At 44.2% G+C, this 26,321-nt stretch carries 13 protein-coding genes; 4 read left to right on the forward strand and 9 right to left on the reverse strand.

Annotated elements, in window-relative coordinates; translation table 11 throughout:
* Positions 1-221 precede the first annotated feature (221 nt).
* The 5 genes from ABID99_RS05010 to ABID99_RS05030 all read right to left on the reverse strand — a co-directional run bounded on the left by ABID99_RS05010 (position 222) and on the right by ABID99_RS05030 (position 7,836).
* Positions 222-521: a hypothetical protein gene (locus tag ABID99_RS05010; protein ID WP_354486405.1), complete on the reverse strand. Its 300-nt coding sequence runs from the start codon at positions 519-521 to the stop codon at positions 222-224.
* A gap of 356 nt (positions 522-877) precedes the next feature.
* Positions 878-2,284 (reverse strand): sugar porter family MFS transporter, encoded by a 1,407-nt coding sequence (locus tag ABID99_RS05015; RefSeq protein WP_373613063.1) that lies wholly within the window; start codon positions 2,282-2,284, stop codon positions 878-880.
* A gap of 7 nt (positions 2,285-2,291) precedes the next feature.
* Positions 2,292-5,174, reverse strand: a complete 2,883-nt coding sequence (locus ABID99_RS05020; RefSeq protein WP_176628663.1) for a glycoside hydrolase family 38 C-terminal domain-containing protein — start codon at positions 5,172-5,174, stop codon at positions 2,292-2,294.
* Positions 5,175-5,226: 52 nt separating this feature from the next.
* On the reverse strand, positions 5,227-7,029 hold the full coding sequence (locus tag ABID99_RS05025; protein WP_255485458.1) for a class I mannose-6-phosphate isomerase: 1,803 nt from the start codon (positions 7,027-7,029) through the stop codon (positions 5,227-5,229).
* 72 nt (positions 7,030-7,101) lie between these two features.
* Positions 7,102-7,836: a GntR family transcriptional regulator gene (locus ABID99_RS05030; RefSeq protein ID WP_176628664.1), complete on the reverse strand. Its 735-nt coding sequence runs from the start codon at positions 7,834-7,836 to the stop codon at positions 7,102-7,104.
* Positions 7,837-8,150: 314 nt separating this feature from the next.
* Here ABID99_RS05030 and ABID99_RS05035 point away from each other — a divergent pair, with 314 nt between their 5' ends.
* The 3 genes from ABID99_RS05035 to ABID99_RS05045 all read left to right on the forward strand — a co-directional run bounded on the left by ABID99_RS05035 (position 8,151) and on the right by ABID99_RS05045 (position 14,284).
* On the forward strand, positions 8,151-9,449 hold the full coding sequence (locus ABID99_RS05035; protein ID WP_176628665.1) for a hypothetical protein: 1,299 nt from the start codon (positions 8,151-8,153) through the stop codon (positions 9,447-9,449).
* Between the two features lie 205 nt (positions 9,450-9,654).
* Entirely contained in the window at positions 9,655-12,729 is a 3,075-nt protein-coding gene (locus tag ABID99_RS05040) for a TonB-dependent receptor (protein WP_188833817.1), read from the forward strand.
* A 46-nt stretch (positions 12,730-12,775) separates the two neighbouring features.
* Positions 12,776-14,284, forward strand: coding sequence for a RagB/SusD family nutrient uptake outer membrane protein (locus ABID99_RS05045; protein ID WP_373613064.1), 1,509 nt, complete (start codon positions 12,776-12,778; stop codon positions 14,282-14,284).
* Positions 14,285-14,409: 125 nt separating this feature from the next.
* Here ABID99_RS05045 and ABID99_RS05050 read toward each other — a convergent pair whose 3' ends face one another.
* From ABID99_RS05050 to ABID99_RS05065, 4 genes are all read right to left on the reverse strand, one after another.
* Positions 14,410-16,293 carry a RagB/SusD family nutrient uptake outer membrane protein gene (locus ABID99_RS05050; protein WP_090533401.1) on the reverse strand — a complete coding sequence of 628 codons (1,884 nt, stop codon included), beginning with the start codon at positions 16,291-16,293 and terminating at the stop codon, positions 14,410-14,412.
* Positions 16,294-16,328: 35 nt separating this feature from the next.
* On the reverse strand, positions 16,329-19,784 hold the full coding sequence (locus tag ABID99_RS05055; protein ID WP_373613065.1) for a TonB-dependent receptor: 3,456 nt from the start codon (positions 19,782-19,784) through the stop codon (positions 16,329-16,331).
* A 291-nt stretch (positions 19,785-20,075) separates the two neighbouring features.
* Positions 20,076-21,221: a FecR family protein gene (locus ABID99_RS05060; protein ID WP_373613066.1), complete on the reverse strand. Its 1,146-nt coding sequence runs from the start codon at positions 21,219-21,221 to the stop codon at positions 20,076-20,078.
* Between the two features lie 61 nt (positions 21,222-21,282).
* Positions 21,283-21,861: an RNA polymerase sigma-70 factor gene (locus ABID99_RS05065; RefSeq protein ID WP_373613067.1), complete on the reverse strand. Its 579-nt coding sequence runs from the start codon at positions 21,859-21,861 to the stop codon at positions 21,283-21,285.
* A 1,308-nt stretch (positions 21,862-23,169) separates the two neighbouring features.
* Here ABID99_RS05065 and ABID99_RS05070 point away from each other — a divergent pair.
* Complete coding sequence (locus ABID99_RS05070; RefSeq protein ID WP_373613068.1) at positions 23,170-26,316, forward strand: ABC transporter permease; 3,147 nt, start codon at positions 23,170-23,172, stop codon at positions 26,314-26,316.
* Positions 26,317-26,321: the final 5 nt, after the last annotated feature.

The raw sequence follows: 26,321 nt of genomic DNA on the forward strand, positions 1-26,321 counted from the left end.
GCATGCGCTGCGTTCGGTTTTTTTTCATCATGGGTTTAATTAACAGTATAATTGGTTGCACGAATGGTCATCTCTTAATGACCATTCGAGAGATGCAAAGTCTTTGAAAAACACAGAAAACAAAAGGGGCTAACCAGCAAAAAAGAGGGGACAAAAGGGAAATTTTTAGTTGAAAAAAGCACTTAGTGGATAAACCACAGCATATTGCTCCAGGGAGGCAATCATCTAATGAGAAAGCGTTTTGTAGCACTTATAGTCTTCAATTGCCACCGGTTTCGCCATTCAATTCGCATACCGGGCAACTGGGCAATGTAAGGCCAGCGGTTAAATGAACTGCACTTCCTGTAGTAATGATCGCGTTGAGCTACACTGTACCAGGGATTAAAGGCTTTGATTGGTGGTGCCAAGCTGAAAATAGCCAGTACAGATAAAGCTAAAGCCAGGTCAGCATCAACTATGTGGACGGGCGGAAAATCGCTCCAAAGGGTACAATAGAAAGCGTTGCCAGTGGAAGACGGCATCGTATCCCGTCTTGGAAGATCGGTGGAGGACATACTATTACACAAAGTTATTCGGTAAATACCGCTGCTAATGCCATCAGGCTTTGGGTGATAACTACTGCTATTACCGGGGCCTCACAAAGCTCGATTTATCCGACCGGAAGTCCTGCGGTGGGCATACAGGCGGTGCATTTGTTTCAGCTAAAACTAAGTGATTAAAAATATACGTTTTAGTTTATAAAGGACGTTAATGCCCTAAATAATACGATTGGGGCGGCCCGCGATACTCAGAAAATTGCCAACCTGTTGCCGGGAGTGAACCTCAGGCGGAAGGTTAAGCAGCACTCTGAAGTGACCTTTCTGAATGCAAATTCAGGTTAGTGCCCAGCCCAGATTTCCTGAACCTCCTCCAACGATTTCCCTTTGGTTTCGGGAACCATTTTATACACAATCAGTAAAGAAAAAAAGCAACACGCAGCAAAGAACCAGAAGGTGACCGCCGGCCCGATTGAATTTAAAAACATAGGGGTTAGCTGCCCTACGATTGTATCTGCCACCCACATGGTCATGATGCTTAAGCCTAAAGCCCGACCTCGGATCCTTGTTGGATAAATTTCGGATGCGATAACGAATTTCAACGGGCCTATCGAGAACGCGAAACAAGCTAAAAATAGGATGATGCTAACAACTAATGCAAGGCCGGTTGTAGCACCTGTATAAAAGCAAGCCCCGGTAAAAAGAAGGCAAATCGTGGCGCCTAAAGCGCCGGCTATATATAGCGGTCTGCGCCCCATTTTATCAACTTTCCAAATGGCTATTAGCGTAAAAGCGAAGTTAGCAATGCCAAATATGATCTGGCTAAGCAGGGCGTTGCTGATATTGATGCCTGCATCGCTCAATATTCTGGGGCCATAATAAATAACGGCGTTAATCCCACTGAACTGAGAGAACAGCGGAAGCAGCAAGCCAATTAGCAATGGTTTACGCATAGCTGGTGCAAATATCTCGCGGTAGGTGCCTATGTCACGGCTTTGGGTGTTCTTTATCAGTGTTACGTCTTTTAGAGCCGTTGCATAGTCGGTTACTTTTGAGAGGACGGCAATGCCATCGTCGGTTTTTCCGTTTTGAATAAGCCAGCGTGGGCTTTCGGGTACAAAGCACAGACCAACAAAAAACAGCAGGGCAGGGATGGCGCCCAGGCCAAGCATGCTGCGCCAAACTTCTTTAACCATCACCAGATCGATAATTGTACCTAAGTAACTGCTCTTATGGTGTAATGAAAAATTAAGTAAGCCGGCATTGGTAAGGTAGGCTACAAGAATGCCCGCGGTGATAGCCAGTTGATAAAAAGTTACCAGGCGGCCGCGTATCCGTGCCGGGGCAATTTCTGATATGTATAGCGGTGCCACAATTGATGCTACGCCAACACCCATACCGCCCAGCATCCGGGCTAAGATAAGCAAGGTAAAGCCCGATGACAAGGCCGAACCCAGGGCAGAAAGCAAGAAAAGCACCGCCGATAACATCAGCATTTTTTTACGGCCTACCCGGTCGCTTAAGTCCCCCGAAAAAGCTACACCGATAATACACCCGATGAGTGCCGATGATACGAACCAGCCTTCGGTAGCAGCCGATAGCGCGAACTGGCTTTTCACAAACGGGAGCACACCCGAAATAACGGCCATATCAAAACCAAAAAGCAGGCCGCCTAATGTGGCTATAAGGGTTACAGCGGTTAAAAACAGGGCGGAGGTTTTGGTTTCCGGCGATAGTTTTTGTTTCATAGCGATTTTATTTTTCGATGCGTACAGTGATTATTCCTTTTGCCGAAATCTTAAAATTGTTATCAAGCGCGGCCACCTTTTCTTCGGTCAGATTGCTTTTCCAGATCTTTATCGTCGCTTTTGCTTTTGGAGTGATGTTCACTTCGCTATCGCCGGTGCTCACTATCTGCGCAATAACGCCATTGCCATCATCGGCAGGTTTTATGGATTCTACATAGATCTGCTTACCACCGATATTAAAAAACAGTTCGTCATCCTGATTATCCGAAGCGGAAACTACTAATGGCTGATGATTATTAAGGCCAAACCGGTTGGCATCAAAACTATCGTATCCTAAGGCGTGTGAACGGAAGATATAACGGAAGGTGGCCGGCCCTTTTTCCTGCTCGGCGCGGAAATTGGTATGCCATAAGTTGTTCATTACCCACGAATAAATCTTTGGCGACTGCGCCGTGAATGTTAGCCACTGCGGCGCGTGATGCAAACCACCAAGCAAATCGGCAGTTGTGATCTTGCCTATCTCAAACAAAGGCGCATCCGGACTTGACCAGGTAATACCGAACGTCGAGTTTGAAACATCAACCCAGTGCTGCATGGTAAACCAATTTTTATTGGCGTTAGGGAGTTGGTCGGCTTCGGCAGCAGCACTTCCCCACGGAATACTATAACGTACCTGCGCACCTGGAACACTAAACGGAAACGCGAAGTGAACGCTCTCTTTAGAGCGAATACTTTTCTTATCAATGGTATTGATCAGCTCAATTTTATCAAGCCCGTTAACCAGCCTGATTTCGCGGGTTAAGCCATAGGCTCCAGGCGCTTTTGAGGTAACCAAAAGGCTCACCACCAATGGCCCATCTTCTTTAATACTAATGATGGCGTCGGTACTTGTTTGCTGGCGCTGCAGCGAATCGCCGGGCATGTAAATGTATTTGTTAAAACCGGTGCTATCCACCAATACCTGTTTTTTGCCACTCTCGGTCTTTACCAGTTTGCTTATATCGCCGGTTTTACTGTCAATTGTGACAGTGTAGATGCCGTTAGCCAATCCGTTTAACGAAATGACAGCTTTGCCCTTTGCAAAAGCTTTACCACGGTTAATAGTGTACGTTTTTTTACCAAACGCCGGTACCCCTGTGGCAACAAAAGCCAGCTCGCCCGAGCTTAAGCGTTGCGATGGGATTGCATTGCCTGTTGCATCCTTAACCAGGTCGCCTGCTTTGCTTAAACCGGCCGGTACATAAACAACATCGGTGCGCAGCCACGACAGGGTGTTGTAAACGTCTACCTTATTTGCTGCTGCGGTTTTTACAGCCAATATCAAATTGCTGAGCGAATCGGTTTGTTTTTGGGCGCTTAGTGCATAGCCTTTTTTAACAGTCCACTCGCTTTTAACTTTTGCATCTTCGGGGTCGCTAACACTATTATATGCGCCCCAGGTGTGTTCATTGTAAAGCAGCAGGTTTTTCCAGGTGTCGTCAAAATCATCAACAGGGTAGCCTGGTTTATTACGGATGGCCCAAAGGGCCGATGCCTGTTTTAGCTTGTCAGATGTTTGGCGGCTGATGGCTGTTTCTTTCGCTGCTGACGACACGCCGTCCGTCCAGTACTCAGTATAATCGCCGGTGAACGACGGGATTTTGTCTTGATATTGTTTCTCAAAATCCTGGAAAAATTGTTTTACCGAGGTGATCACCAGTTTTGGCGAGGCAAAATGCTCGTTCCAGCTTTTAACAGCATCGGGAAGTTCAGGATCGATAGGAGCATTATCGCTCATAGCCCAGGTTAACAACGACATGTTATACGGAAAGTTATTTTGTTCAAGGCCGCCGAGATATTGGAAAAGGTGCGGGTTTAGAAAATTATCCGATGGGTGACCAGTATAAAAAGGTTTAGGATCGTCTATAGTAAAAAAATTAGGGATCCTGGTTCCTTTTAGCGCATAGCCTATCGAGTAAGGCTGGCATTGCCAGAACAGTAGTTTTTGTTTACCCGATGGCGAAATCCAATAAAATGGTTTATCCTGCCATTTGGCAAGGTTGCCTATCCTGTCGGATGCGTTTGGGCCTGATAAAAAGTATTTGATCCCGGTTTGTTCGCTTTGCGCAGCAAGGCCCCAACTGGCGCCCGGCACATCGCCCTGGAACATGGTATGGATCTCAACCCCATTCGCCTTAGCCAGTTTTTGCGATTTGGCGAACATTTGCATCAACTGGTAGGAGTCTGTCATGCTGGTGTTGATATTACCGTAAGCACCATCCAAATTAATCCATCCTTTTTTCACCGCGTCCCAAAAGCGTTCTTTTTTAGCTTCATCTGCCGCTTTCAGGTAATTATCAACTACCCAAATGGCTTCTGTTGTCCATTTATAGCGGGCTTCCACTGGGTAATTGGCTGTTTTTTTAGCCAGATCAATAGCCTCATCAATATTATCCATGTGCAGCTTCAAAACCTTTGCCTGTGTGTTGGTGTAACCGATATCTACATGCGAGTGAGGGAGGATATACATGGTCCAGTTGTTACGGGCCGGTTCAACAATGCAGCGGGCCATATAGGTTTGCCCGCCGGAATTTAAGATAACCGTAACCTGTGCTGCCGAAGTTATTGGCGAGCCGGGAAGCGGAAGCTCAAATACATCAGTGCCCTCTTTACTGGCCGGTATTATAACATGATCGGTTATGCCATTGAAGGAAACGGTGGCCTCTGTGGCTGCGCAGTTTTTACCCTCATGAAATAACAGCCGGACCATTCTGCGGGGCTCGCCCTGGTAATTGATATAGGCTATTGTTGGTTGCAGGGTGATTCCATTAAAATGCTTACCACCTGTTTGCGCCATTGCTGATGTGCATATGGAAATGAATGCCGACAGGATGGAAAAAATCTTATTCATAACTTAGAAGGTTTTAAGAGGATGCGTTTTGAGTTTGATTTAAGCAGAGATATTAACAACATTCGTCTTTAACAAAAGCTTTGACAACCTTAACCCTTGTTTTGCCTGTATTTTTAAGTGTATAGCTTTTAACCGCGGCCGGAATAATAAAGGTTTCGGCATAATGAATAACCTGTTCACGATCGTTAGTGATCACTGCAATACTTTCGCCCTCAACCAGGCTCAATACATGGCATTGGTTATTGGTATCTTCAGTTATCTCGGTATCAAACTCAAAGCGCTCAATAGCGTAAAAGTGCTCAGGATGAGTTGATAGGTTAATGATCTCCCAGTCATGGCCTTTTTTTAAGGTGGTTTGTTTGGAGATGAGGGTTTCCGTCACTACATCACCTTTCCTTTCGAAATTGAGGTTTTCAAAGGCCCGGTCGATATTCAGCGTTCGTGGATTTCCGCTTAAATCGGGACGGAGCCAGTCGTACATTTTAAAGGTAAAGATGTACGGCGTGGCGCTGATCTCCAGTACCATATTATTTTTGCCCGAGCAATGTACCGTACCATTCGGGATCAGGAACAAGTCGTGCCTGGTTGCCGGGAAGGTTTGTACGTAGTCTTTGATCTCTACCGGTTCGTTTTGCTCAAAGCTGTTCTCTAAAACGCTCCTGAATTGTTGTTTATTGATATTTTCCTGGAAACCAAGGTAAACTTCGGCGCCTGGTTCTGCATCGAGGATATAATAAGTTTCATCCTGTGTAAAATCTTCGCCGAAGTTATTTTTAATGTATTCAACAGAAGGGTGGCATTGCAATGAAAGGTTGCCACCGTCAAAAGTATCCAAAAAATCAAACCGGATAGGAAAGGCATCGCCAAACCTGGCTGCCGCTTTGCCTAAAATGGCTTCGTTATCCAGTAACAGCAAGGTATCCAACGATACCTCTAATATATTGTTGCCGCTTTGCAGCAGGATGCCGTTCTCCGGGGCGATAAGTTCAAATGACCAGGCATAGTTTACAACATCTTTGTTCAGGCCATTGATGTTGTTTTTAATCCACTGGCCTCCCCAAACCCCGGGCTCAAACCAAGGTCTGGCCCTAAACATGTGGCTGGACATGGTTTTAAGTCCGTTTCTTAATGTATCGCCAGTTGCCCACGATATTTCATTGATCCTTTGCTCATCGATGATTACATCTATGGCAGGCAAAAGCTGTTTTTTATGTTTATTGAGTACCGGCCAATCTATAAAATAAAAACGTTTGTATTGATTTTTGGGATCGGAAGGCAGCTTTTCGCCAAGGTTGCAGATTGTGTTGGCCCTTGACCGGAACTGGATCTCATTTTTAGGAACATCGATATATAGCAATGTACATTTCCATCCGGCAAGAGCGGCACCCGCACCATACAATATGTTTAATTTGTTTGGTTCGGGTTTAAGACTTTTGAGCTTTTCGACATCAAAAAAATCGCTCAGCTCCCCATCGTATAGCTTACCAAATAACGGGTCATCGCCACCATCGTAATTAGCGGTTATTTCATGAATAATGCTTTCCGGTTTTAATGCTTTATTTACATTAATCCAATTAGCCTGGATGTTTGAAGCGGCAAATTCATCGTTCAGGTTGCAGATAAGTACATCCCAATATACGCCCGAATAGCCATCTATAACAATATCATGGTTGCATGCAATGATCCAATTGGCTAAGGCTTTATAGCCGGTATATATTGGCCCGGCAATGTCGAAAGTGGGGTAAATGTCATACTCCTGCCTTTTCGCGGCTTTCTTCAGATCCGGAAGCAGAAACTGTTTGGTGTTCCTCATCGTTTCGATATTAACCGCGTTCGATAAAATAGATTTATTCATGCACTAATATGTTGTAATGTGCAAACATATTTTATTTCATTTATATTTCAAATAAGTCAAAAAAAAATAAATTTAGGAACTGCGCCTGCTTTCTACCGTATAAACAAAGCTTTCGGCTTTATAATAGCCCAGGTTATACTCCATCGGCCGTTCGCCCTGATCGTAAACAAACCGTTTCCTGATCAAAACAGGACTGCCCGGATCTATTTCCAGTTTACCTGCTACGAATTTATCGGCCGCCTTGGCGCTTATTTCTTCCTTTGATAGGTCTGCAACTACAGAATGCTCACTCTCAAGCATTTCGTAAAGTGGTTTCTTGAAATCTTCTTCGCCCGTAAGCCCGATCCGTGGATGAAAATACGAAATAAAATACACAAAAGCTTCTTCGGAGTTTCCCCTTAACCTTTCCATTTTCAAAATTTTCTTATCTGTTTTGATATCGAAAAAATTGGCTATATGATCTTCCGGAAAGACCCAGCTAATATGAAGCTCGTAATTTTTTATAGGGATGCTGCGGGCTTCCATCTCCTGTGTAAAGCTCAACCAATTCATTGATTTGGAGCTCATTTTGGTATGGGCCACTTTGGTTCCGAGCCGTTTTTTTCTCACCAGCAGCTCTTCATAAACCAATTTGTTAATAGCCTGGCGTAAAGTGGTGCGCGATATAGCTAACTTTTTAGCAAGATCAACCTCGTTAGGCAATAATTTACCGGCCTGATATTCAGGCTCGCGGATGAGCTCTCTTAGCAGGTTCTCTGCCTGGATATGTAAGGGTATGGCGCTTTTATGATCGATGGAAATTTTCATAATGAATTAAGTGGCAAGGTAATAATTTATCAGGAAAACGGCAGGGGGCGGCATGTAGTGGTATCACCTTTGGAGGAGGAACATCTACGGAGCAGAAAAAGGTTGAATTTTTTTATAATACGGTTTTGGGGTTCAGTAGCAGCTTCCTTTACTAAGGTAATTTTCTGACCTCTGTTCATTTTTTATCATAGTTAATAAAAAAACTTTGGAAAAACTTTGGAATATAATATTATGACACTATGTTTGTACATACTATAACAATCTGTCTCCATTTCTATCTGGTAAGGCAGTAACCTAATTACATATTTACCTGCATGAAAAAACGTTTACTCATTTCTACGGCATTGTCTTGCTTTATTTTTTCCATTGCCGGAGCACAACAGTCCTCCAACAAAGCTTTGGCAGAGAAAATTCTTGCCGATATCCGGCTTGATACAGTCCAGGCGAAAGCTTTACAACTGTTATCCGGTTTTTCTGCAGGTACATCCTACAGTGAGGTGTGGATCCGCGACTTCAACACTTTCATCAATGGCTCATTAAAAGTACATCCCAAAGAAGAAGTAAAAACCAAACTATTGATGTTTTTCCGCATCCAGGGCCAGGGCGGGGATATTGTGGATGGTGTGGTTGACAGCGCTAAAGCCAGTGTAGGTTATAAATATCGCTACTCATCCTTATTACCGGGTTGGGCAGCGCATAAAAACACGGTAGAGACCGACCAGGAATCGTCATTGATCCAGGCTGTGAAAAAATACATTGATTTTACCGGTGACCAATCTATTTTAAACGAGTGTATTGGTGGTAAAACGATTTTGCAACGAATGGAGGAGGCGCTGGCCTATCTGCATAAAGATCGCTGGTCGGAAAAATATGGTTTGATAACCGGGGCCACCACTATTGACTGGGGCGATGTGCAATCCGAAAACGGCTGGGGCGTGGCCATTAATGATAAAACCAAATGGGCTTTGGATATTTATGATAACGCCATGTTTGTGAAGGCAGTTCAAGATTTCCTTGCGATGGCACCCCGAGGCTATAAAGCCCAAACTGATTGGAAGATCATTGCCGCAAAGGTCACTGCCAATGTTCGTAAATACCTTTGGGATGCTGCCGCTCAAAAATATATCCCGCATATCTACCTTAACGGCAGCCCTTTCTCTTCGGATTTTAATGAAAAAGAGATCTTATACACCGGTGGATCCATATGTGCTATCATAGCAGGGTTTAACACTCCGGCCGAAGTTTTGGAAATAAACAAACAAATGCTTGCAGCCGCGACTAAAGAAAAGCATGCCACTATCGGCATTACAGTGTATCCTCCTTATCCTGAAAAGCAGTATCCAAACATGAAGCCTTATAATTATCAAAACGGCGGCGACTGGACATGGTTTGGCGGACGAATGATAGCACCGCTCATTATCTATGGTCGCCCGCAGGAAGCTTACGCGGAGTTGTCACCGATGCTCGACAGGATGCTTGCCAACAAGGGCTTTTTTGAATGGTATGATGTACAATCCGGCGCACCAAAAGGTTCGGGCGATTTCAGGGGTGAAGCAGGTGTTTTATATGATGCCATTACGGCACTAAGGCAATGGGCCGCTAAAAACCGGTAGCCTGCCAGCCAATAAGCTGACATAAACTAAAGTAAACTATAATCCAAATTCATGAAAAAAAATGATGCCATAAAGGCAATCCGGACTTCTTTGCCCTTTCTGAAGGGCAACTTCCGGCCTTGCGGCGGTTATAAACCGCCATGAATGCTTCGCAGAGAAGTGTTCCTATAATTACCAGTTTAAAAACAACCTACTAAACAATGTTATGAAGAAAAATCTTATCTACTCAATTCTGCTCACCTTGCTGTCGCTGCATACGATGGCGCAGGTTAAGATCAGCGGCAAGGTAACCGATGCTAAGGATAATTCAGCTTTACCTGGTGTAAGTATCAAAATAAAGGGCACCCAGGGTGGTACCCAGACGGATCTTAACGGAAATTACTCGATACAGGTAACCAGTGCCAAACCTGTATTGATATTTTCATATACAGGTTATGCCAGCCAGGAAATATCAACCGTTGGCAAAACTGTCGTTAACGTGCAGTTAGCTGGCACGTCCAGCGCCCTTAACGAAGTTGTGGTGATCGGCTACGGAACTGTTAAAAAATCGGATCTTACCGGCGCTGTTACCGGCATCAAAGGCGATCAGTTAAATGATAAACCCGTGGCTAACGTAACCCAGGCCCTGCAAGGCAAAATAGCCGGTGTGGAAGTTAGTGTTAACAGCACGGCCCCCGGCGCGGGCGCTAAAGTACGAATTAGGGGTATCGGATCCATCAACTCCAATGTTGATCCATTATATGTGGTGGATGGTGTGGTTGGAGTTGATCCAAACTCTATCAACCCGCTGGATATAGCCTCGGCCGAGGTGTTAAAAGATGCTTCGTCCACAGCTATTTATGGTTCGCGTGGTGCCAATGGTGTAATTATGATCACTACCAAACGTGGCCGTACTGGTGCTGCAACTATTACTTATGATGATAACTTTAACGTAAGCGAATTGTATCGCCATTTACGCACTTTAAATTCGGCCGAGTTTGTTAAAGTTTACAATGAATCATTCGCCAACGGTCAAAAATTTGACCCGGCCGGAGGGGTATGGGCACCACCGGTTGCATTAAACCATACCAATTTCCCTAAGCTTTTTGACGCTAATAATAACCCAATTTATGATACCAATTGGGAAAAGGAAACCTACAAGCCGGCGTTTTCTCAAAGTCACCAGTTAAATATTCAGGGTGGCAGCGAAAAATCGCTTTACAGCTTATCGCTTGGCTATTTTAACCAGAATGGTCTTGCGCCAACATCGGCCTTTAAAAGATATACCATCAAAATGACAATGGATAACGACCTGAAAAGCTGGTTGAAAGTGGGCGGCAGCATCAACCTCATCAGCAGCAGGCAACGTTTAGTTACCGATGGCAACGGTGGCCTGAACGTGCCAAGGGACGTATCAGAAGAGGTGCCAATAGTACCTGTTAAATATCCTGATGGCACATGGGCAGGTAATTATGACATTGCCGGTCTTGAGGGCGCGCCAAACCCGGTGCAGGTTGCCAACGAGCGTTACACGCTTAACAATAACCTGCAAATGTTAGGTAACATCTATTCCTTGTTCCACATTACAAAAGAGCTGGATTTTAAAACAGATTTCGGCTATAACTTAAGCGCTCAAAAAAATAACTTCTATTCAGCAGGCGATCTGCCGCATTTATCGCAGGATCAGGGAGGTGTAGCTAATGTAAACGCTTATAATAATTACTACTGGCAAACAGAAAATTACCTTACCTGGAACAAAAAGATCAACGAAAGGCAGCGTTTTACCGCTTTGTTAGGTATCTCGTTCCAGCAACAAGGGTATGCCCGGGTACGCTCAGAAACGCAGAATTTTATTGATGATATTTTTCAGTACCACTACGAGCAGGCCGGTTCTGTAAGGAGCGCCAATGAAACGCAGGATGAAAAATCATCATTAAGTTCATACTACGCCCGTTTAACTTATAACCTTGATGAAAAATACCTGTTTACCGCAACCGGCCGGTACGATGGCTCATCACGGTTTGGGGTGAACAACAAGTACGCATTCTTCCCTTCGGTGGGTGCCGCATGGCGTGTATCGCAGGAGAATTTCCTGAAGGATAACCATACCATTACCAACATGAAATTGCGGGCCAGTTACGGTACTTCGGGTAACCAGGAGATAGGTAACTATCGTTCGCTGGCACAGATCCAGCCGAGCACCACGGTTTTGGGTGGGGCTGCTCAGTCAACATTGTTGCCAAGCTATATTGGTAACCCTAACTTAAAGTGGGAACGTTCTGTTCAGTTTGATGCCGGTTTGGAGTTAGGTTTATTTCATGATCGTGTAAACCTTAACCTCGATTATTATAACCGCACAACTAAAGATCTGTTGTTGCAGGCCCCTATACCATGGTCTGCCGGTGAAACCAATGCCAATGTATATAAAAACGTAGGATCGGTGCGTAACTCCGGTGTCGAGGTTAGTCTGAACACCCTAAACGTTAAAACTCCCGATTTTGAATGGAGTACCAATTTTATATTCACTACCAATAAAAACAAAGTTTTAAAACTAAACGATAATGGCGCGGACATCTTCCCGGGCCCTAATTTCCTTGGTCAAAACTTTGTGATCAGGGTTGGCGAACCTATCGGTTCGTTTTATGGTATGACAAGGCTTGGTACCTATAGCACCTCAGCCGAGGATGTAGCCGAGGCCGCTAAACACAGCTTAAAGCCCGGCGACAGGAAATATATTTACAATCCGGATGGCAGTAATTATTATAGTATCATCGGCCGCGCTTATCCTAAATGGACGGGCACTTTCAGCAGCAGCTTCAGATATAAAGCTTTCGATTTTTCGTTCGATATCCGCTTTGTTCAGGGTGTAAATACTGCCGCCAACTTCAAACACTCGGTTGAGGACAGGCAAACCCTTTCAAACAGTTTGGCCACCGTGCTTAACGCCTGGACACCTAATAACCAGAACACCTATATTTCGCAGGTGCGTAACTATAAATTCGCGCAGGATTCGCATTTCGATACATGGTGGGTTGAGGATGGTTCGTTTATTCGCGGCCAAAACTTTACGTTGGGCTATACCTTGCCACAGCCGGTGCTTAAAAAGCTTCATGCCAATCGTTTCAGGATCTACGCAAGTGTTCAAAACGCGTTCATCATAACCAAATACACCGGTTATGACCCGGAGGTGGATACCTTCAATTCAAGCTACGGGTCGAACGGTTCGTTCTCGCAGAATTTAGATTTCTTCTCAAACCCTCGCCCCCGTGTATGGAACCTTGGTTTACAGGTAACTTTTTAAACAGGGGTAGAGGATCGATTGATAGTTTAATTTAAATTATATAAAAATGAAAACCATAAAAAATATATTGCTTGTAGGGCTGGTGTTGTTTACATGCTCCTGCAAAAAGTTTTTGAAGGAGGAGCCTACCAGTTTCCTTACGCCCGAGTCGAATGTATCGAGTGTTAAAGTGGCCAGGGCTTTTGCCAATTCGGGTTACCAAAACCTGCAGGGCTTTTTATCAGGCCAAAGTGGTTCGTACGGCGGTAATACCTGGAATTTGATGGAATTTATGACCGGTAAATCAGGCAGCGACCTTGGGCAAACCGGTTACGTAAATTACCAGAACCTAACTTATAGCAGTACTTCCTTTTACTTTGATACATGGTGGCAGCAAATGTACCTTGGCATAGGCGCGTGTAACCTGGCCATAGGTAAAATACCAACCATCAATGCACCCGGCCTTACTGACGAGGTAAAGAACAATATGCTGGCCGAAGTAAAAACCCTGCGGGCGCTTTACTATTTTCAACTGGTACGTATGTATGGCGCGGTACCCATGGTTACCGAAACGCCCAAAGACCTGAACCTCAATGTTCCACGTACAGCTGCGAAGGATATATATGATAAAGTGATTATTCCCGATCTGTTAGCTGCCGAAAAATCAACGCTGCCATGGAAAGACAACACGGGTAAAGTATCTATGGGTGCTGTTGAGGCCTTATTGGCCGATGTGTATTTAACGTATGCAGGTGCCGCGATCAACGGCGGTAAAACATTCTACGCCGAATCGGCCAAGCGCTCGCTCAATGTGATCCAGAATGGGGGATATACCCTGTTTCCTGAATATACCGATATGATCAAACCTGCAAATAAAAATACAGGCGAATTTATATTCCAGGTGCAATATGCGGCGTCGGTACCATCGTCAAATCCGCTTACACCGCTTACTATTCCAAATTTTTCGGGTGTTTCGCAATACTCAGATGAGTATGGCTCGGTTTATCCTACAACTCAGTTTTTAGCATCATTTGCTGCTGGCGATAAAAGAGTACAAGAAAAGCAGTTCTTTTACTCAAGCTATACTAATACAAAAACGGGCAAAAAAATTACTTTCCGCAGCCCCTATATCTACAAGTGGTTTGATTCTACCGCAGTTAATACCACGTTAAAATCTGATCTTAACTACACCCTTTACCGTTTGGCCGATGTTGAGTTGATGTACGCCGAAGCATCAAACGAAGCCGAAGGTGCACCAAATGCCACGGCTATTTTGATGGTTAATAATATCCGTGCAAGGGCTAAGCTGGCCCCGATAGGGGTATTGACCCAATCTGCATTTGAGCAGGAGGTGTGGTTACAGCGGTATTTTGAGCTCTGCTTTGAAAATAAAATGTGGTTCGATATGCTCCGAACCCGCAAAGTTCATAACGATGTTACCGGTAACTGGGATAATTTTATAGGCCATAAAACAGTATTTGGCGCCACGTTTACCGATAAACAACTGCTGTTCCCGCTGCCTAAACAGGAAACAGATGTCAATCCGAAGTTGTTACCTAATAATCCGGGTTTTTAACGGAAAAGTAATCTGAAATTTTATTAATAAGAAACAGCAAAAGGCCGGGCAAGCGGCCTTTTGCTGTTTGTGGGTTAACCAACAACCTCTGTTTAAACCAACTTAGAGGTTTCTTTCGGATATATTTAATATCCGGGATTTTGTATTAGTAAATTGTTCTTGTTTACTTCATCGCGGGTGATTGGCCTGAAGTAAAGCGCGTTGTTCCAGGCCCTGTTTTCCAATACATTATATTCGGACGGTGTGTAGCTATAATCATAAACCGATGGGTCATAATGGTAAGGAGAGGATTGCGTTTTTCCCGATTTGAATTTTCCGGTAACAGTTACTATGGTTACCTTCCTGCCTACGGTTTCGTTGGCTATCAGCCATCTTCGTACATCATGATATCGCTGTTCTTCATAGGCCATCTCAATCCGGCGCTCATGACGGTAAATGTTTCTCAGGCTTGTTTGATCTGTGGCGGTAACCGCGGGCATACCAACCCTGAAGCGGATCTTGTTTAACCATTCTACCGCCGGGCCTGTGTCACCGAGTTCTATAGACGCCTCAATATAATTCAAAACCGCTTCTGTATATCTGAAAAAAGGCCAGGGAATAGTTTGCGGCATGTTTTGATCAATGATATTAGGATCCGGATCGGTAAATTTATGATAGTAATAGCCGGTGTAGGTACCGTTCCAGTTTTCTAACGAACTGTTGCGGGTGTCCAGTCCGCTGAAAGATGTTAGTTTGCCGCTCACCATCAAATCATAAGTGCCGGTTTGAATTTGATTGGCGGGGTCAACATTGCCGGATACTTTATCGCGGGGTTTCCAATCCGAGCCATCGTACAGCACCGTTGCATAAAATCGGGGGTCGCGGTTTTTATAGGGATCAGCTTTTTCTAATGGGTTCGACCAACTGAATGGAGTGCCGTCCTGCATATCATAATCATCAACAAGTAAGCCAATCGGAGAGTTTCCGCCCCAGTTATGATAACCGTTAGGCCCGTTGTAAAGGTTTGGTGTTACGGCATAGTTTGGCAGCAGGAAATACTTTGCAAAGATGATTTCCGAAGCCCCGGCGGGGTCAATATTGGGCGCTTTACTACCTCCGCCCATTGCGATACTCGCATAGTTAATAGCACCCTGACTGGCTGAAACAGGAGCTGATAAATTTAGTTTATAACCGGTGCGCGGATCAGCATCCATTACCGCCTTTGCCGCGGTTTGTGCCAGGCGGTAACGATCGGCCTGGTTGCCGCTTGTGTAACACAGCAGGGGAAGGGTTTGATCCGGAATACCACTAACTTTTGCCGTTAGTTTAGCTTTATCATGCAGGTCACTCGCTGCATAAAGTAATACCCTCGATTTAATGGCCAGGGCTGCAAGCGCCGTAGCACGACCTTGCCCCATTGTTTTACCGGATAATAATTTGTTCGCTTCATCGCAATCTTTTACAATAAAGTTTACACACTCCTCGTAGGTATTACGCTTTACCTTAAGGTCGTCGGTAATGTTATATACTTTGGTGATGAGGGGGACACCGCCGTAAAAGCGTAATAATTGCTGGTAGTAATAGGCCCTCAAAAAATAGGCTTCACCTAAAAACTGGTCTTTTTTGGTCTGGTCGGAAATGCTGTTTTTGCCGCTTACAATTCTGTCGATGGCCGTATTACAGGTCCTGATATACAGGTACATCCTGTCCCAGTTCCACGAATCGTCGATCCAGCCGGTAGTAGTGGGGCTAACATTGCCCGTATTGACGATATCGATACCTCGTCCGGTATGGTTAAACAGAGATTCATCGGATACGGAGGCGAGCATTTGCTCAGATAATCCACCGTTTATCAGGCCTTTATAGGCATCGTTCATATAGGCTTCGGCCAAAGTCGGGTCGCTCCAAACCACATCAGCAGATAGTTGGTTGGGTGGAGCAACATTCAGGAAATCCTTTTTACAAGCCGCGCCCATTATCATAATGAACACCAGCAGATACAGGTTTTTATTTTTTAATGTCGTTTTCATATCAATTCCTTTCATAATGCGTTTTCTTACGCTCCTTAAAAAGTAACTTTAACACCCATGTTAATTACCTTAGCCTGCGGATAATACTGTCCGCTGGTATTGGTAGATTCGGGGTCCCAAATTTTGATCTTATCAAAAGTGGCCAGGTTGATGCCATTAGCGTAGATCCTCAATGAATTGAGCCCCAACTTTTGGATCCATTCTTTCGGAAGCGTATAACCCAACTCCACATTCTTTATCCGGATGTAATTGCTGTTGATTACATAATAGCTATTGTCTGACGCGCTGGAAGTGAAGTAGGTAGCGCCGCTATTAGAGTCAGATAACCGCGGATAAAGGTTGTTAGGATGATCAATACTCCAGCGTTTTTGATATGACCATTCCAGGTAGTTACCGATACTTCCTGATTCGGTCAGCCCTATTTTTTGTAAGCCGCCGGTAGCTCCCTGAACCAATACGCTTAGGTCAAATCCTTTGTAACCCAGGTTGATGTTCACGCCACCTGTAAAGGTAGGAGTGCCGTTTTTATCCATCCGTATTTTGTCATCACCATTAATTTTACCGTCGTGGTTTACATCTTTAAATTTCATATCTCCGGGCCTTAAGCTCGAATTTGAAATTCCTAATCCGCTGTAGTCAAGCTTATTGGCGTCGATATCTCCCTGGTCTTTAAAAACGCCGTCATATTGGTATAACAGCCAGGCATCTGTTGGATGATCGGTTGCCCGCTGCCAGTCTGGCGCGCCCGGGGTTTCGTCAAAATACAATACTTTATTTTTAGCATATCCGGCGTTTACACTAACGCTGTAATTAAAATCGCCGGCGCGGTCACTGTAATTCACGCTGAAATCATACCCCGAGTTTTTCAACCTGCCGAGGTTAACAGGAGGGAAGTTGTATACAGGGATACCTGCGCTTCCCGGTATCGATCCGGTTTTAGGCGCCAGCACATTTGAGCGGAGGTTATAAAAATAATCGAACGTTACTGATAACCGGCTGTTTAAAAAGCTTGCTTCAAGGCCAACATCGGTATTGTTTGCAACTTCCCAGGTAAAATCATAATTAGGTACGGTGCCTTCATAAACCGTCGCAACGGGCTGTCCGTTAAACATGTTATTGCTGGTTGCCAATAAAGTTAGGTATTGGTACTCTTTAAGCGCACCGCCATAATATGCTTCGGCCCCCATCCGGCCCCATGAGCCCCTTAGCTTCAAATTATCGACAAAGTGAATGTTGTTTTTAAAGAAGCCCTCTTCCGAAATGCGCCATGCTGCCGTAACACCCGGGAAAAAGCCAAACCGGTGGCTGGGCGGAAAGATATAGGAGCCATCTACACGCCAAAGAAATTGCGCGATATATTTTTCTTTATAGTTATAATTGGCGGAACCGAAATAGCTTAAGCGCGCACTTTTAAATACATCATTGGCCCCGTTTGATTGTCCCAATTCCTGGCCAAATGATAACTGCGGGATTTGCGAGGATATAAAGTTGGTTTTAAAAGCTGTAAAGCCGCTGCTATTAGCAGTTTGGCGCTGTACACCGGCCATTAATGAAACCGCATGACCATTAAAGTTCCTGTCATAATTGATGATGCCGGTTAAGTTTATATCCAGCTCATTAATGTTTTTTTCTGTAAGATTTGGTGTATGAAACTGGTCAGGATAGAAGTTTTTAACCTGCAATTGCGGGCTGCCATCATTATTTAAGGTAGTTTTATCCCACGAATACAATTCATATGGTGTTCTCCAGGTACTTTGCCTGTCCCAGTATTTATCCAGCGACGCTGTACCGGTTAATTTTAGGCCTTCTACGCCCGGCAATTTAATTTCTATTTTACCGGTAGTCTGCAGGTAATCTTTAGTGTTTTTATCATATCCGGTTTGGTTAGTTGTAGCCACAACCGGGTTAATACCGTTTTCAATATCCGGACCGGCCGAACCGTTGGGCCAAATGGCTACATCCGTTGGCCTGCCACGCATAATAAACCTGAAAATGTTGGCGGCACTCACTGTTGGGTAGTTAGGGTTTTCTTCCCTGCCGGTAACATTTAAACTGGTGGTGATATATTTACTAACTTTAGATTCTACATTGATTCGCAAATCGTACTGCTTGTATCTGGTGGCCGAGTTCTTATAAAAACCGTCCTGGTTTAAATAGCCCAGCGAAACAAGGTATTTGGTATAGTCGTTACCGCCCGTAACCTGCAGGTTGTGCCTTTGTTGCGGCGACCATTTTTGAAATACGGTGCCAAACCAATCGGTATTGGGATATCGGAGCGGGTCAGATCCATCCCTGAATTTCTGCATAGCCTCCGGCGAAAAAGCAGCGTTTATGCTGCTGCCATCAGGCCGGGTGTACGTGCCTGTGTTTTTTAAAGCTTGCCAGGCATCGTTCCAGTTGCTTTGATTTAAGCCCGAATTGAATATTTGTAATTCGTTCATGATCTCGGCATATTCCGGTGCGTTTGCCATTTTGGGTACACGGGTAGGACGCTGCAAACCATAATAAAAATCATAACTGAATTGTGGCTTACCCGATTTACCTTGCTTGGTAGTAACCAAAATTACACCGTTACCGGCCCTTGATCCATATATTGCGGCTGATGCATCTTTCAGGATTGATATACTTTCTACGTCGTTAGGATTGATCCTGTCAATACCACCTGCACGTCCCGGTACCCCGTCAATTACAATCAGCGGATCTGTGTTACCGCCTGATAAGGAGTTGATACCGCGGATGCGAATAGTAGAGCCATCACCACCAGGTTCGCCGCTTGATTGGATAGCAACTACACCCGACAGGCGGCCACCAAGAGAGTTAGAGAGGTTAACAGAGGCTGATTTGGCCAGCTCCGAGCCCTTTACATCTGATACCGCGCCCGACACAACGACCTTTTTCTGCGTGCCGTAACCAACCACAACAACCTGGCTCAGATCTGAAGCCAGAGGAACAAGCTTGATATTATCGAGGTTCTTTTTCGCCGGTACTTCCAAAGTGGTAAATCCCACGAAAGAGATAACCAGGATACCATCATCCGGAACATTGCTTAACGTAAAACGCCCTTCGGTATCGGTTTGTGTACCTAAACTTCCGCCTTTTAATTTTACCGATGCACCCATAAGGGGTTTTCCGGTCTCATCAACAACCTTTCCCTTGACGGTGATCGGCGGAGGAGCGTTTTCCTGCTCAGCTGTTTGAGGATAAGTTGCTCTCAGCAAAATATTTTTACCGGTGATCTTGTAGCCGATCTGCGCGTTTTTAAAACAGGCGTTCAATGTTTCCTCGATCGAGGCGTCTTTAACATTAACACTGATGGACGTATTCACCAGGTTTTGATCGGTATACAGAAAAACATAACCTGACTGGTTTTTAATCTGGGATAAAACTTTTTCCAGGGGGGTATTTTTTTCGTTTAGACTGATCTTTTGACTATAACTTTTAGCGCTTGCATGTAATAGCGTAATTATTAGTAGGAGGGTGGTTAGTTTCATAACCATAATAAGTTTATGGACCAGTGAGCCTTTTTTAGGGCATATCACTGTCAGGACACCTGTAAAATTCATTACATTTGTTAGGTTTGAGGTTAACACATAAGATAATACTCCATTTGTTTTACCGATTTATTCGGAAGGGTTGACTCAAGCTTTATCGCAGAAGTGCTTCGAACCACTTCTGCGTTCTTTTAAGAACCCTGTTTTCTCTGATCAGGTTATTTGACGTAATATTTTTTTCATCGTTTTCAGGTTAGCTGTTAAATAATTGGTTATTTATTTAGTGTAGGTTTAAGGTTTAATGATAATTTTCTTTTCTGAGCCTTTGGTTTGCTGTACAATTTCATAGTTTACTTTAAAATAAGCCAGCATATCCAGTATTTGTGTGGCGTTCGCATCTTTGATCATTTCGCCAGAAAAAACGGTTTTCGGAACACCATACGGGTATGAAACATCAACGTTGTACCAACGCGATAACTGCCGCATAACATCCTCAATTTTTGCTTTTTTAAATTTGAACAGCCCGTTTTTCCAGGCGGTTGCCTCGTTAATATCTGCGTCTTTAATTTCAATTGCTGTATTTGATAAAGACGTTATACTTTGCTGTCCCGGGCGGAGGAGCACACTCCTTGAATCTCTTGATAATTTTATGCTGCCTGCCACCAGGGTAGTTTTTATTACCTGTTCATCATCATAGGCATTTATATTAAACTCAGTACCGATATCTTCAATAGTATGCCCTTTGAAATTTACCCTGAATGGTTGTTTCGCATTATGTACAATCTCAAAATAAACTTCGCCGGTAATATTTACGGTGCGATCATTTCCTTTAAAAGCCGTGGGGTAAGTGATGGATGAGGCAGAGTTTAACCACACCTTGGTACCATCAGCTAACACCAGGTCATATTTCCCCCCGCGGGGGGTACTCAAAGTATTGTAAACTACAACTGAAGGATCGGTATTGTCAGGTGCATAAGCCAACTGACCGTTAGCCGTTTTTACGATTCTGATATTGCCTTGTTTAGCTATTGTCCCGTTTATCTGGCTGTTTAAATTAATCTTGAGGCCGTTGTTTAGTACCAGGACCGCTTTATTACCGCCAGGGGCAATGTCTACCCTTTCAACCTTTGCCGTCATTTGTTGCTGACTGGCTTTCGAATTTGAAAGATAATAGTAGCCCCCTACTGATAAACAAAGTATCACAGAAGCTGCCAATGCTATTCGTGGCCATAGCCGTTTGGTTGCGGCCGGCAGTACAGTTACATTTAATGATTGCCAAACATCCGCTTTCATCTGGTCAATTTCTTCGGATGAAAGCTCCTGTTGTTCAGGTGTCCATTGGGCGTACCACTCCTCCAATAAAACGCGCTCTTCGTCGGTTATCGTGCCGGCGTGATATTTACTTAATAACTCCTGAAGATTGATTTTTGGGTTCAACTGGCTAAGTATTGTCTTTATTTATTATAGACAAATAACCCGGTAGCCAGGGGGGTAAAAATTATTTATCGAATAAAATAAAAATCAAAAATGTTATGATGCCCAATTTAACCCTCAATACTTTAAGCGCATTTTTTACATGGCTTCTTACAGATTGTTCGGTAATATCCAGCTTACCGGCAATCTCCTTATAGGTCATATGATGCTTGCGGCTCATTTCAAAAACGATGCGCATTTTTGGGGGTAAGGCCTGAATTTCTTTGTTAATGATCTCGGTCAGTTGCCGTTCACGCACCAGATGATCGGTCATGACAGGGGCGATGAGCTGCTCAGGAAGCTTCAATCTATATCTTTCATGGATCTGTTTACGCCCTATTACATTCAGGATCCTGTTTCGGGTAGCAGTATACAAATAATTTGACAGGTTGGTTTTAAATTCAATGGAACCATGATTAGCCCACAAAAAAGCGAATAACTCCTGCACTACGTCTCTTGCTTCTTCTTTATCCCTTACGCGGTTAAACGCATGGATATAAAGCAAACCGAAATACCGGTCGTATATCTCTGCAAAGGCCAGCGGATCATCCAGCTTGAGAAGATCTGTTAATTCGGAATCGCTTAATGTGTTATAATTGACCATCGCGATTATTTAAGTTACCTAAAAAAGCACACCTGACTGACGTAAGCAGCCATTGCGTGTAAATAATCAAGTTATTAATTGGCAGATGTATTAAATGTGGTTTTGACATTAAACGCAATTTGAGTAAAATGGCCGATCAACTCCTATGAAGATGTACTGAAAATCTTGAAACGAATTGGCTGGCGTTATAACTTAAATTTCGACTTAAATAAAGCACAATAAAGCAAATTTATTTTTATGCAGGAAATTTATTTCATTATGCCGGACGCGGACATAGCCGGCTTCAATTCAGACGGATTGATCCGCTCGGTTTTGGGGCTGGTAAACATGCGCGGTCACGGATTACCTGTGAATCCGAATAAATTTTGTTCATATATCAATAATTCAAAATCACATTAACGGGATTTCGTGGCTTACTGATAGCTTGATTTTTGATAGTGTGTTAATATTCAGGTATTTATATGATGGTGTTACATTTGAATATTTGATAACAACCATCCCGCGAAACTTTGACTACCTCATCCGGACCCGTGGTATCAGCACATTCAGCTATTGTCATGAAAGCGTTGCTAAACAAGGTCACTAAGATGAATAACTTGATATTTGACAGATCAAAAGCGAGCGTTGATCTTCAGGAGAAAGTCGGCCAATTTTTTTATAATAATCAAGCGGTTCTGAATGTAAACGAAATCGGCGAAGAGGGGTCAATCAAAATGGCTTATCTACTTGCCCTGCTCTTTCAATTGTAATATCGCCGTTGCAGTGAAGGTATCCGAAACCTTTTCTGCTCTTTATAAATGTTTTTATTCTGTGAGGTCACTGCATAACATCCTCGTTTTAACAATGGGATAGCAAATGTTGAGCCCTTTAATAGGTTTTCCCGGCTATCTGAGGCTATGAAGGGCTATGTTATTTATTAAAAACGTACGCTGCCTGTGCGGTTTTATTACAAATGAATATGTGAAAGTTTTTATAACTATTTATTAGTTAGTTAGTTATTGATTTGGAATGACGATTGAGCTAATTGAGCACGTGAATCATATTCCTATTATATGACCTTTTACGATCTGGCATCCCTTGGAAGCTTGTTTACCGGGCTGACGCTTGCTTTGCTGTTGGCAGCCAAAAAGCACCGACCGTAGCAGTAACTTATTTTTAAGCTCTGCGTTGGTTACAGTCGTATTGAAGACCGGCGGACTTACACCGGTTCTTTTGCCGGCCCTGGGGCCGCTGTTGTATTTTTATGTGCGGCAGCAAACCTGTCCCGGCCAACGATTCAAACTAATAGAGCTGCTGCATTTCTGCCTCTTGCTGCCTGGATTTTGGATGCCGGGATGGCTGGTATTAATTTCGACCATTGGTTACTTGTATTTGTCACATCGTTTGATCAGTATTTTCTATGACCGGATACAGCCGGTGTTGATGGACCGGCCCCGGCTTGCTTTTCGGCGGCTGGAACAGCGACTTTTCTTGCTGGCTGTGCTCTGCCTGCTCTGGTCATTTTACACCATCTTCGGTTTTGCCGTAGCCTTGGTATTGTTCGGGATGACGGCCGGTGCAATACTGAAACCCCTTGGATCGGTGCAACCACAACCGGTAACGACGGACATACCGGATGCCAGAAGTAAAAGCCGGAAACTTAAAGAAGCGGTAGCCGCCGGCCGCCTTTATGAAGATGCCGAACTGACCCTGGCTACTCTGGCGGTGAAACTGGCGATGCATCCGCATGACTTGTCCCGGATTATTAACCTGGGTATGAAAAAGAATTTTAATGATTTTATCAATGAGTTCCGGGTACGGGAAGTCGTCCGGAAAATGCAGGATAGCAGCTATAACCACCTGACCCTGTTCGGCATCGCTTTCGGGTCCGGGTTCAATTCCCAAAGAACCTTCAACCGGATTTTTAAAGAAATGACCGGAAAGACCCCTGTGGAATACAAAAACAACCTGAAAAAAGAATGGCCATTTGATAAATTGGCCATTCTGCCGCATAAGCGGCCAGTAATATTGCGTTCGGAAAGTCCGCCAAATCGAGTCTCCGAAAAATTAAAACGCAATCGTATGTTCCGCAATTATTTTAAAACTGCATTCAGAAACCTCCGTCAGCAAAAGTTGTACTCCATCATCAATATCGCCGGTTTAAGTATTGGGCTGGCCTGCGCCATGCTGATCATGCTATATGTTCAGGATGAAGTAAGCTACGACCGCTTTCATCAAAACGCCAGCCAGATCTACCGGATCGATAAGCAAACGACCAAAGATGATAACAGTGTCTCCAACGGCAGTTATACCGGTTATTTCCCCGGTCCGCGTTTTGCTGCAAAGATCCCGGAGATACAAAGCTTTGTCCGCTTTCAACCGGCGCAGGCAGATATTAAAATCGGCACCGATGTCAATTCGCAGGGTGTATGTTTTGTCGATGCTAACTTTTTTTCGGTATTCAGCTTTCCTTTACTTAGTGGTGATGCACGTTCCGTATTAACCCAGCCCAATTCCGCGGTAATTACCGAAGAAATGGCGAAAAAGTATTTTGGGCGTTCAAACGCCGTTGGCCAGATTATCTCCATCAACGACGACAGTGTATTTAGACCCTGCATGATCACAGGGATTGCCAGGGATTGCCCGCAAAATTCATCCCTCAAATTCCAGGTACTGCGACCGCTGCATGTTTCTGCTGCAGCCGAAAATAATAATGCTAATTGGTTTAACTCATTTCTCAGCACTTTTGTCGTGCTATCTCCCGGTGCGGATATTAAAGCTGTTGAAGCAAAAATGAACCAGGTATTTGTATCAGATGCCGGCAAAGCCATTGGGGAGATAAAAAATAAATATCACGTAAAAAATATCGGTATAGCTTATTTGCTGGAGCCGCTTACTGGTATTCATCTGGGTAAGATGGTGCCGGGTGAAAACGAAATACTCCGCGATAAAAGTAACCCTGAATTTGCGTATATTCTTTCGGCTATTGCCCTTTTTGTGCTGCTGATCGCCTGTATCAATTTTGTTAACCTTACCATAGCACGTTCGGTAAAGCGGGCAAAAGAGATCGGTATCCGTAAAGTGATCGGCGGCACCAGGCAGCAATTACGGCTGCAATTTTTAAGCGAGTCCCTTCTGCTTTGTTTGATCGCTTTCACCATCGCGCTGGGGATCGTTATAACGATATTACCGGTATTTGGCGGGTTAGCCAATAAAGTGCTGTCGCTTACTTATTTGCTTAATGCAAAACTGGTGAGCTGTTATATCGCGCTTTTTGTGCTCACCGGTTTACTGGCCGGGTTTTATCCCGCTATCATTTTGTCCGGTTACCACCCGGTCAAAACGTTGTACAGTCGTTTTAACCTGGCCGGGAAAAGTTATTTACAAAAGGCCTTGGTCGTCTTTCAGTTCGCGCTGGCTTCTTTTTTAATCATAGGCGCGATCACCATTTTTTTACAGTTCAATTACCTGACCACGCAAAGTCTGGGATATGATGATCGTAATTTGATTACGGTTGACCAATTCCCTTTGACCCGAAGTGAAGCGGCTTTGATAAAAAAGAAATTGATGGAGAATCCCAATATTGTTGAAGCTGCTCCTAAAAATGGCGGTTATAATAACAATACAGTAAAAATAAATGGTGATCAGCAGATTAACATTGCTGTTGAAGCGATAGATGCTGATTATTTACCGCTCCTTCGTGTACCCGTTATTGCCGGCAGGAATTTTTCAGTTGCCTATCCGTGGGATCAGCTAAAATCAGCCTTGATCAATGAGGCGTTTGTCAAAGAAGCCGGTTGGAAGCACCCCGTTGGGCAGCAAATCAACACCTTTGGTAATGAGACCTACACCGTCATAGGTGTGGTTAAGGACTACCATTATCAGCCTTTGACTGAAAAAACAGGCCCGCAGCTTTTTACCATGAACCCGGCAAATAGCTTCGGTATGATGTACATTAAAATCAAGCCCGGCACAGAGACCGCGAGCCTCCGGTTCATCGGCCGGGTATTTAAAGAATTGTTCCCGCTGAATCCTTTCGTTTACAACTTTAAACAAGACCAGAATAAGCAAAGTTATGCAGCCGAAGCCAGGTGGAAAGCGATCATTTTATTCAGTGCCGCACTTATTATCTTTATTTCCTGTATCGGCTTGTTCGGCTTATCTGTATTGGCCGTTGAGAAGCGGGTCAAAGAGATCGGCATACGCAAAGTGCTTGGAGCTTCAGCAGGCAACGTAGTGGTAATCCTCTCAGCGGATTTTTTTAAGCTGGTCGTTATCGCGCTCGCCGTATCTATTCCGTTTGCCTGGATCGCGGCCAGCCAGTGGCTGCAACATTACCCCTACCGAATTATACTCAACTGCTGGTTGTTTGTATCCGGTAGTGTATTGGTTATACTGATCGCCCTGATCACTATCAGTTTTCAATCTGTCAGGGCAGCGATCGCCAACCCGGCCAAAAGTCTACGAACGGAGTAAGTTAT

This window comes from Mucilaginibacter sp. OAE612, assembly GCF_041806395.1.
Classification (GTDB): domain Bacteria; phylum Bacteroidota; class Bacteroidia; order Sphingobacteriales; family Sphingobacteriaceae; genus Mucilaginibacter; species Mucilaginibacter rubeus.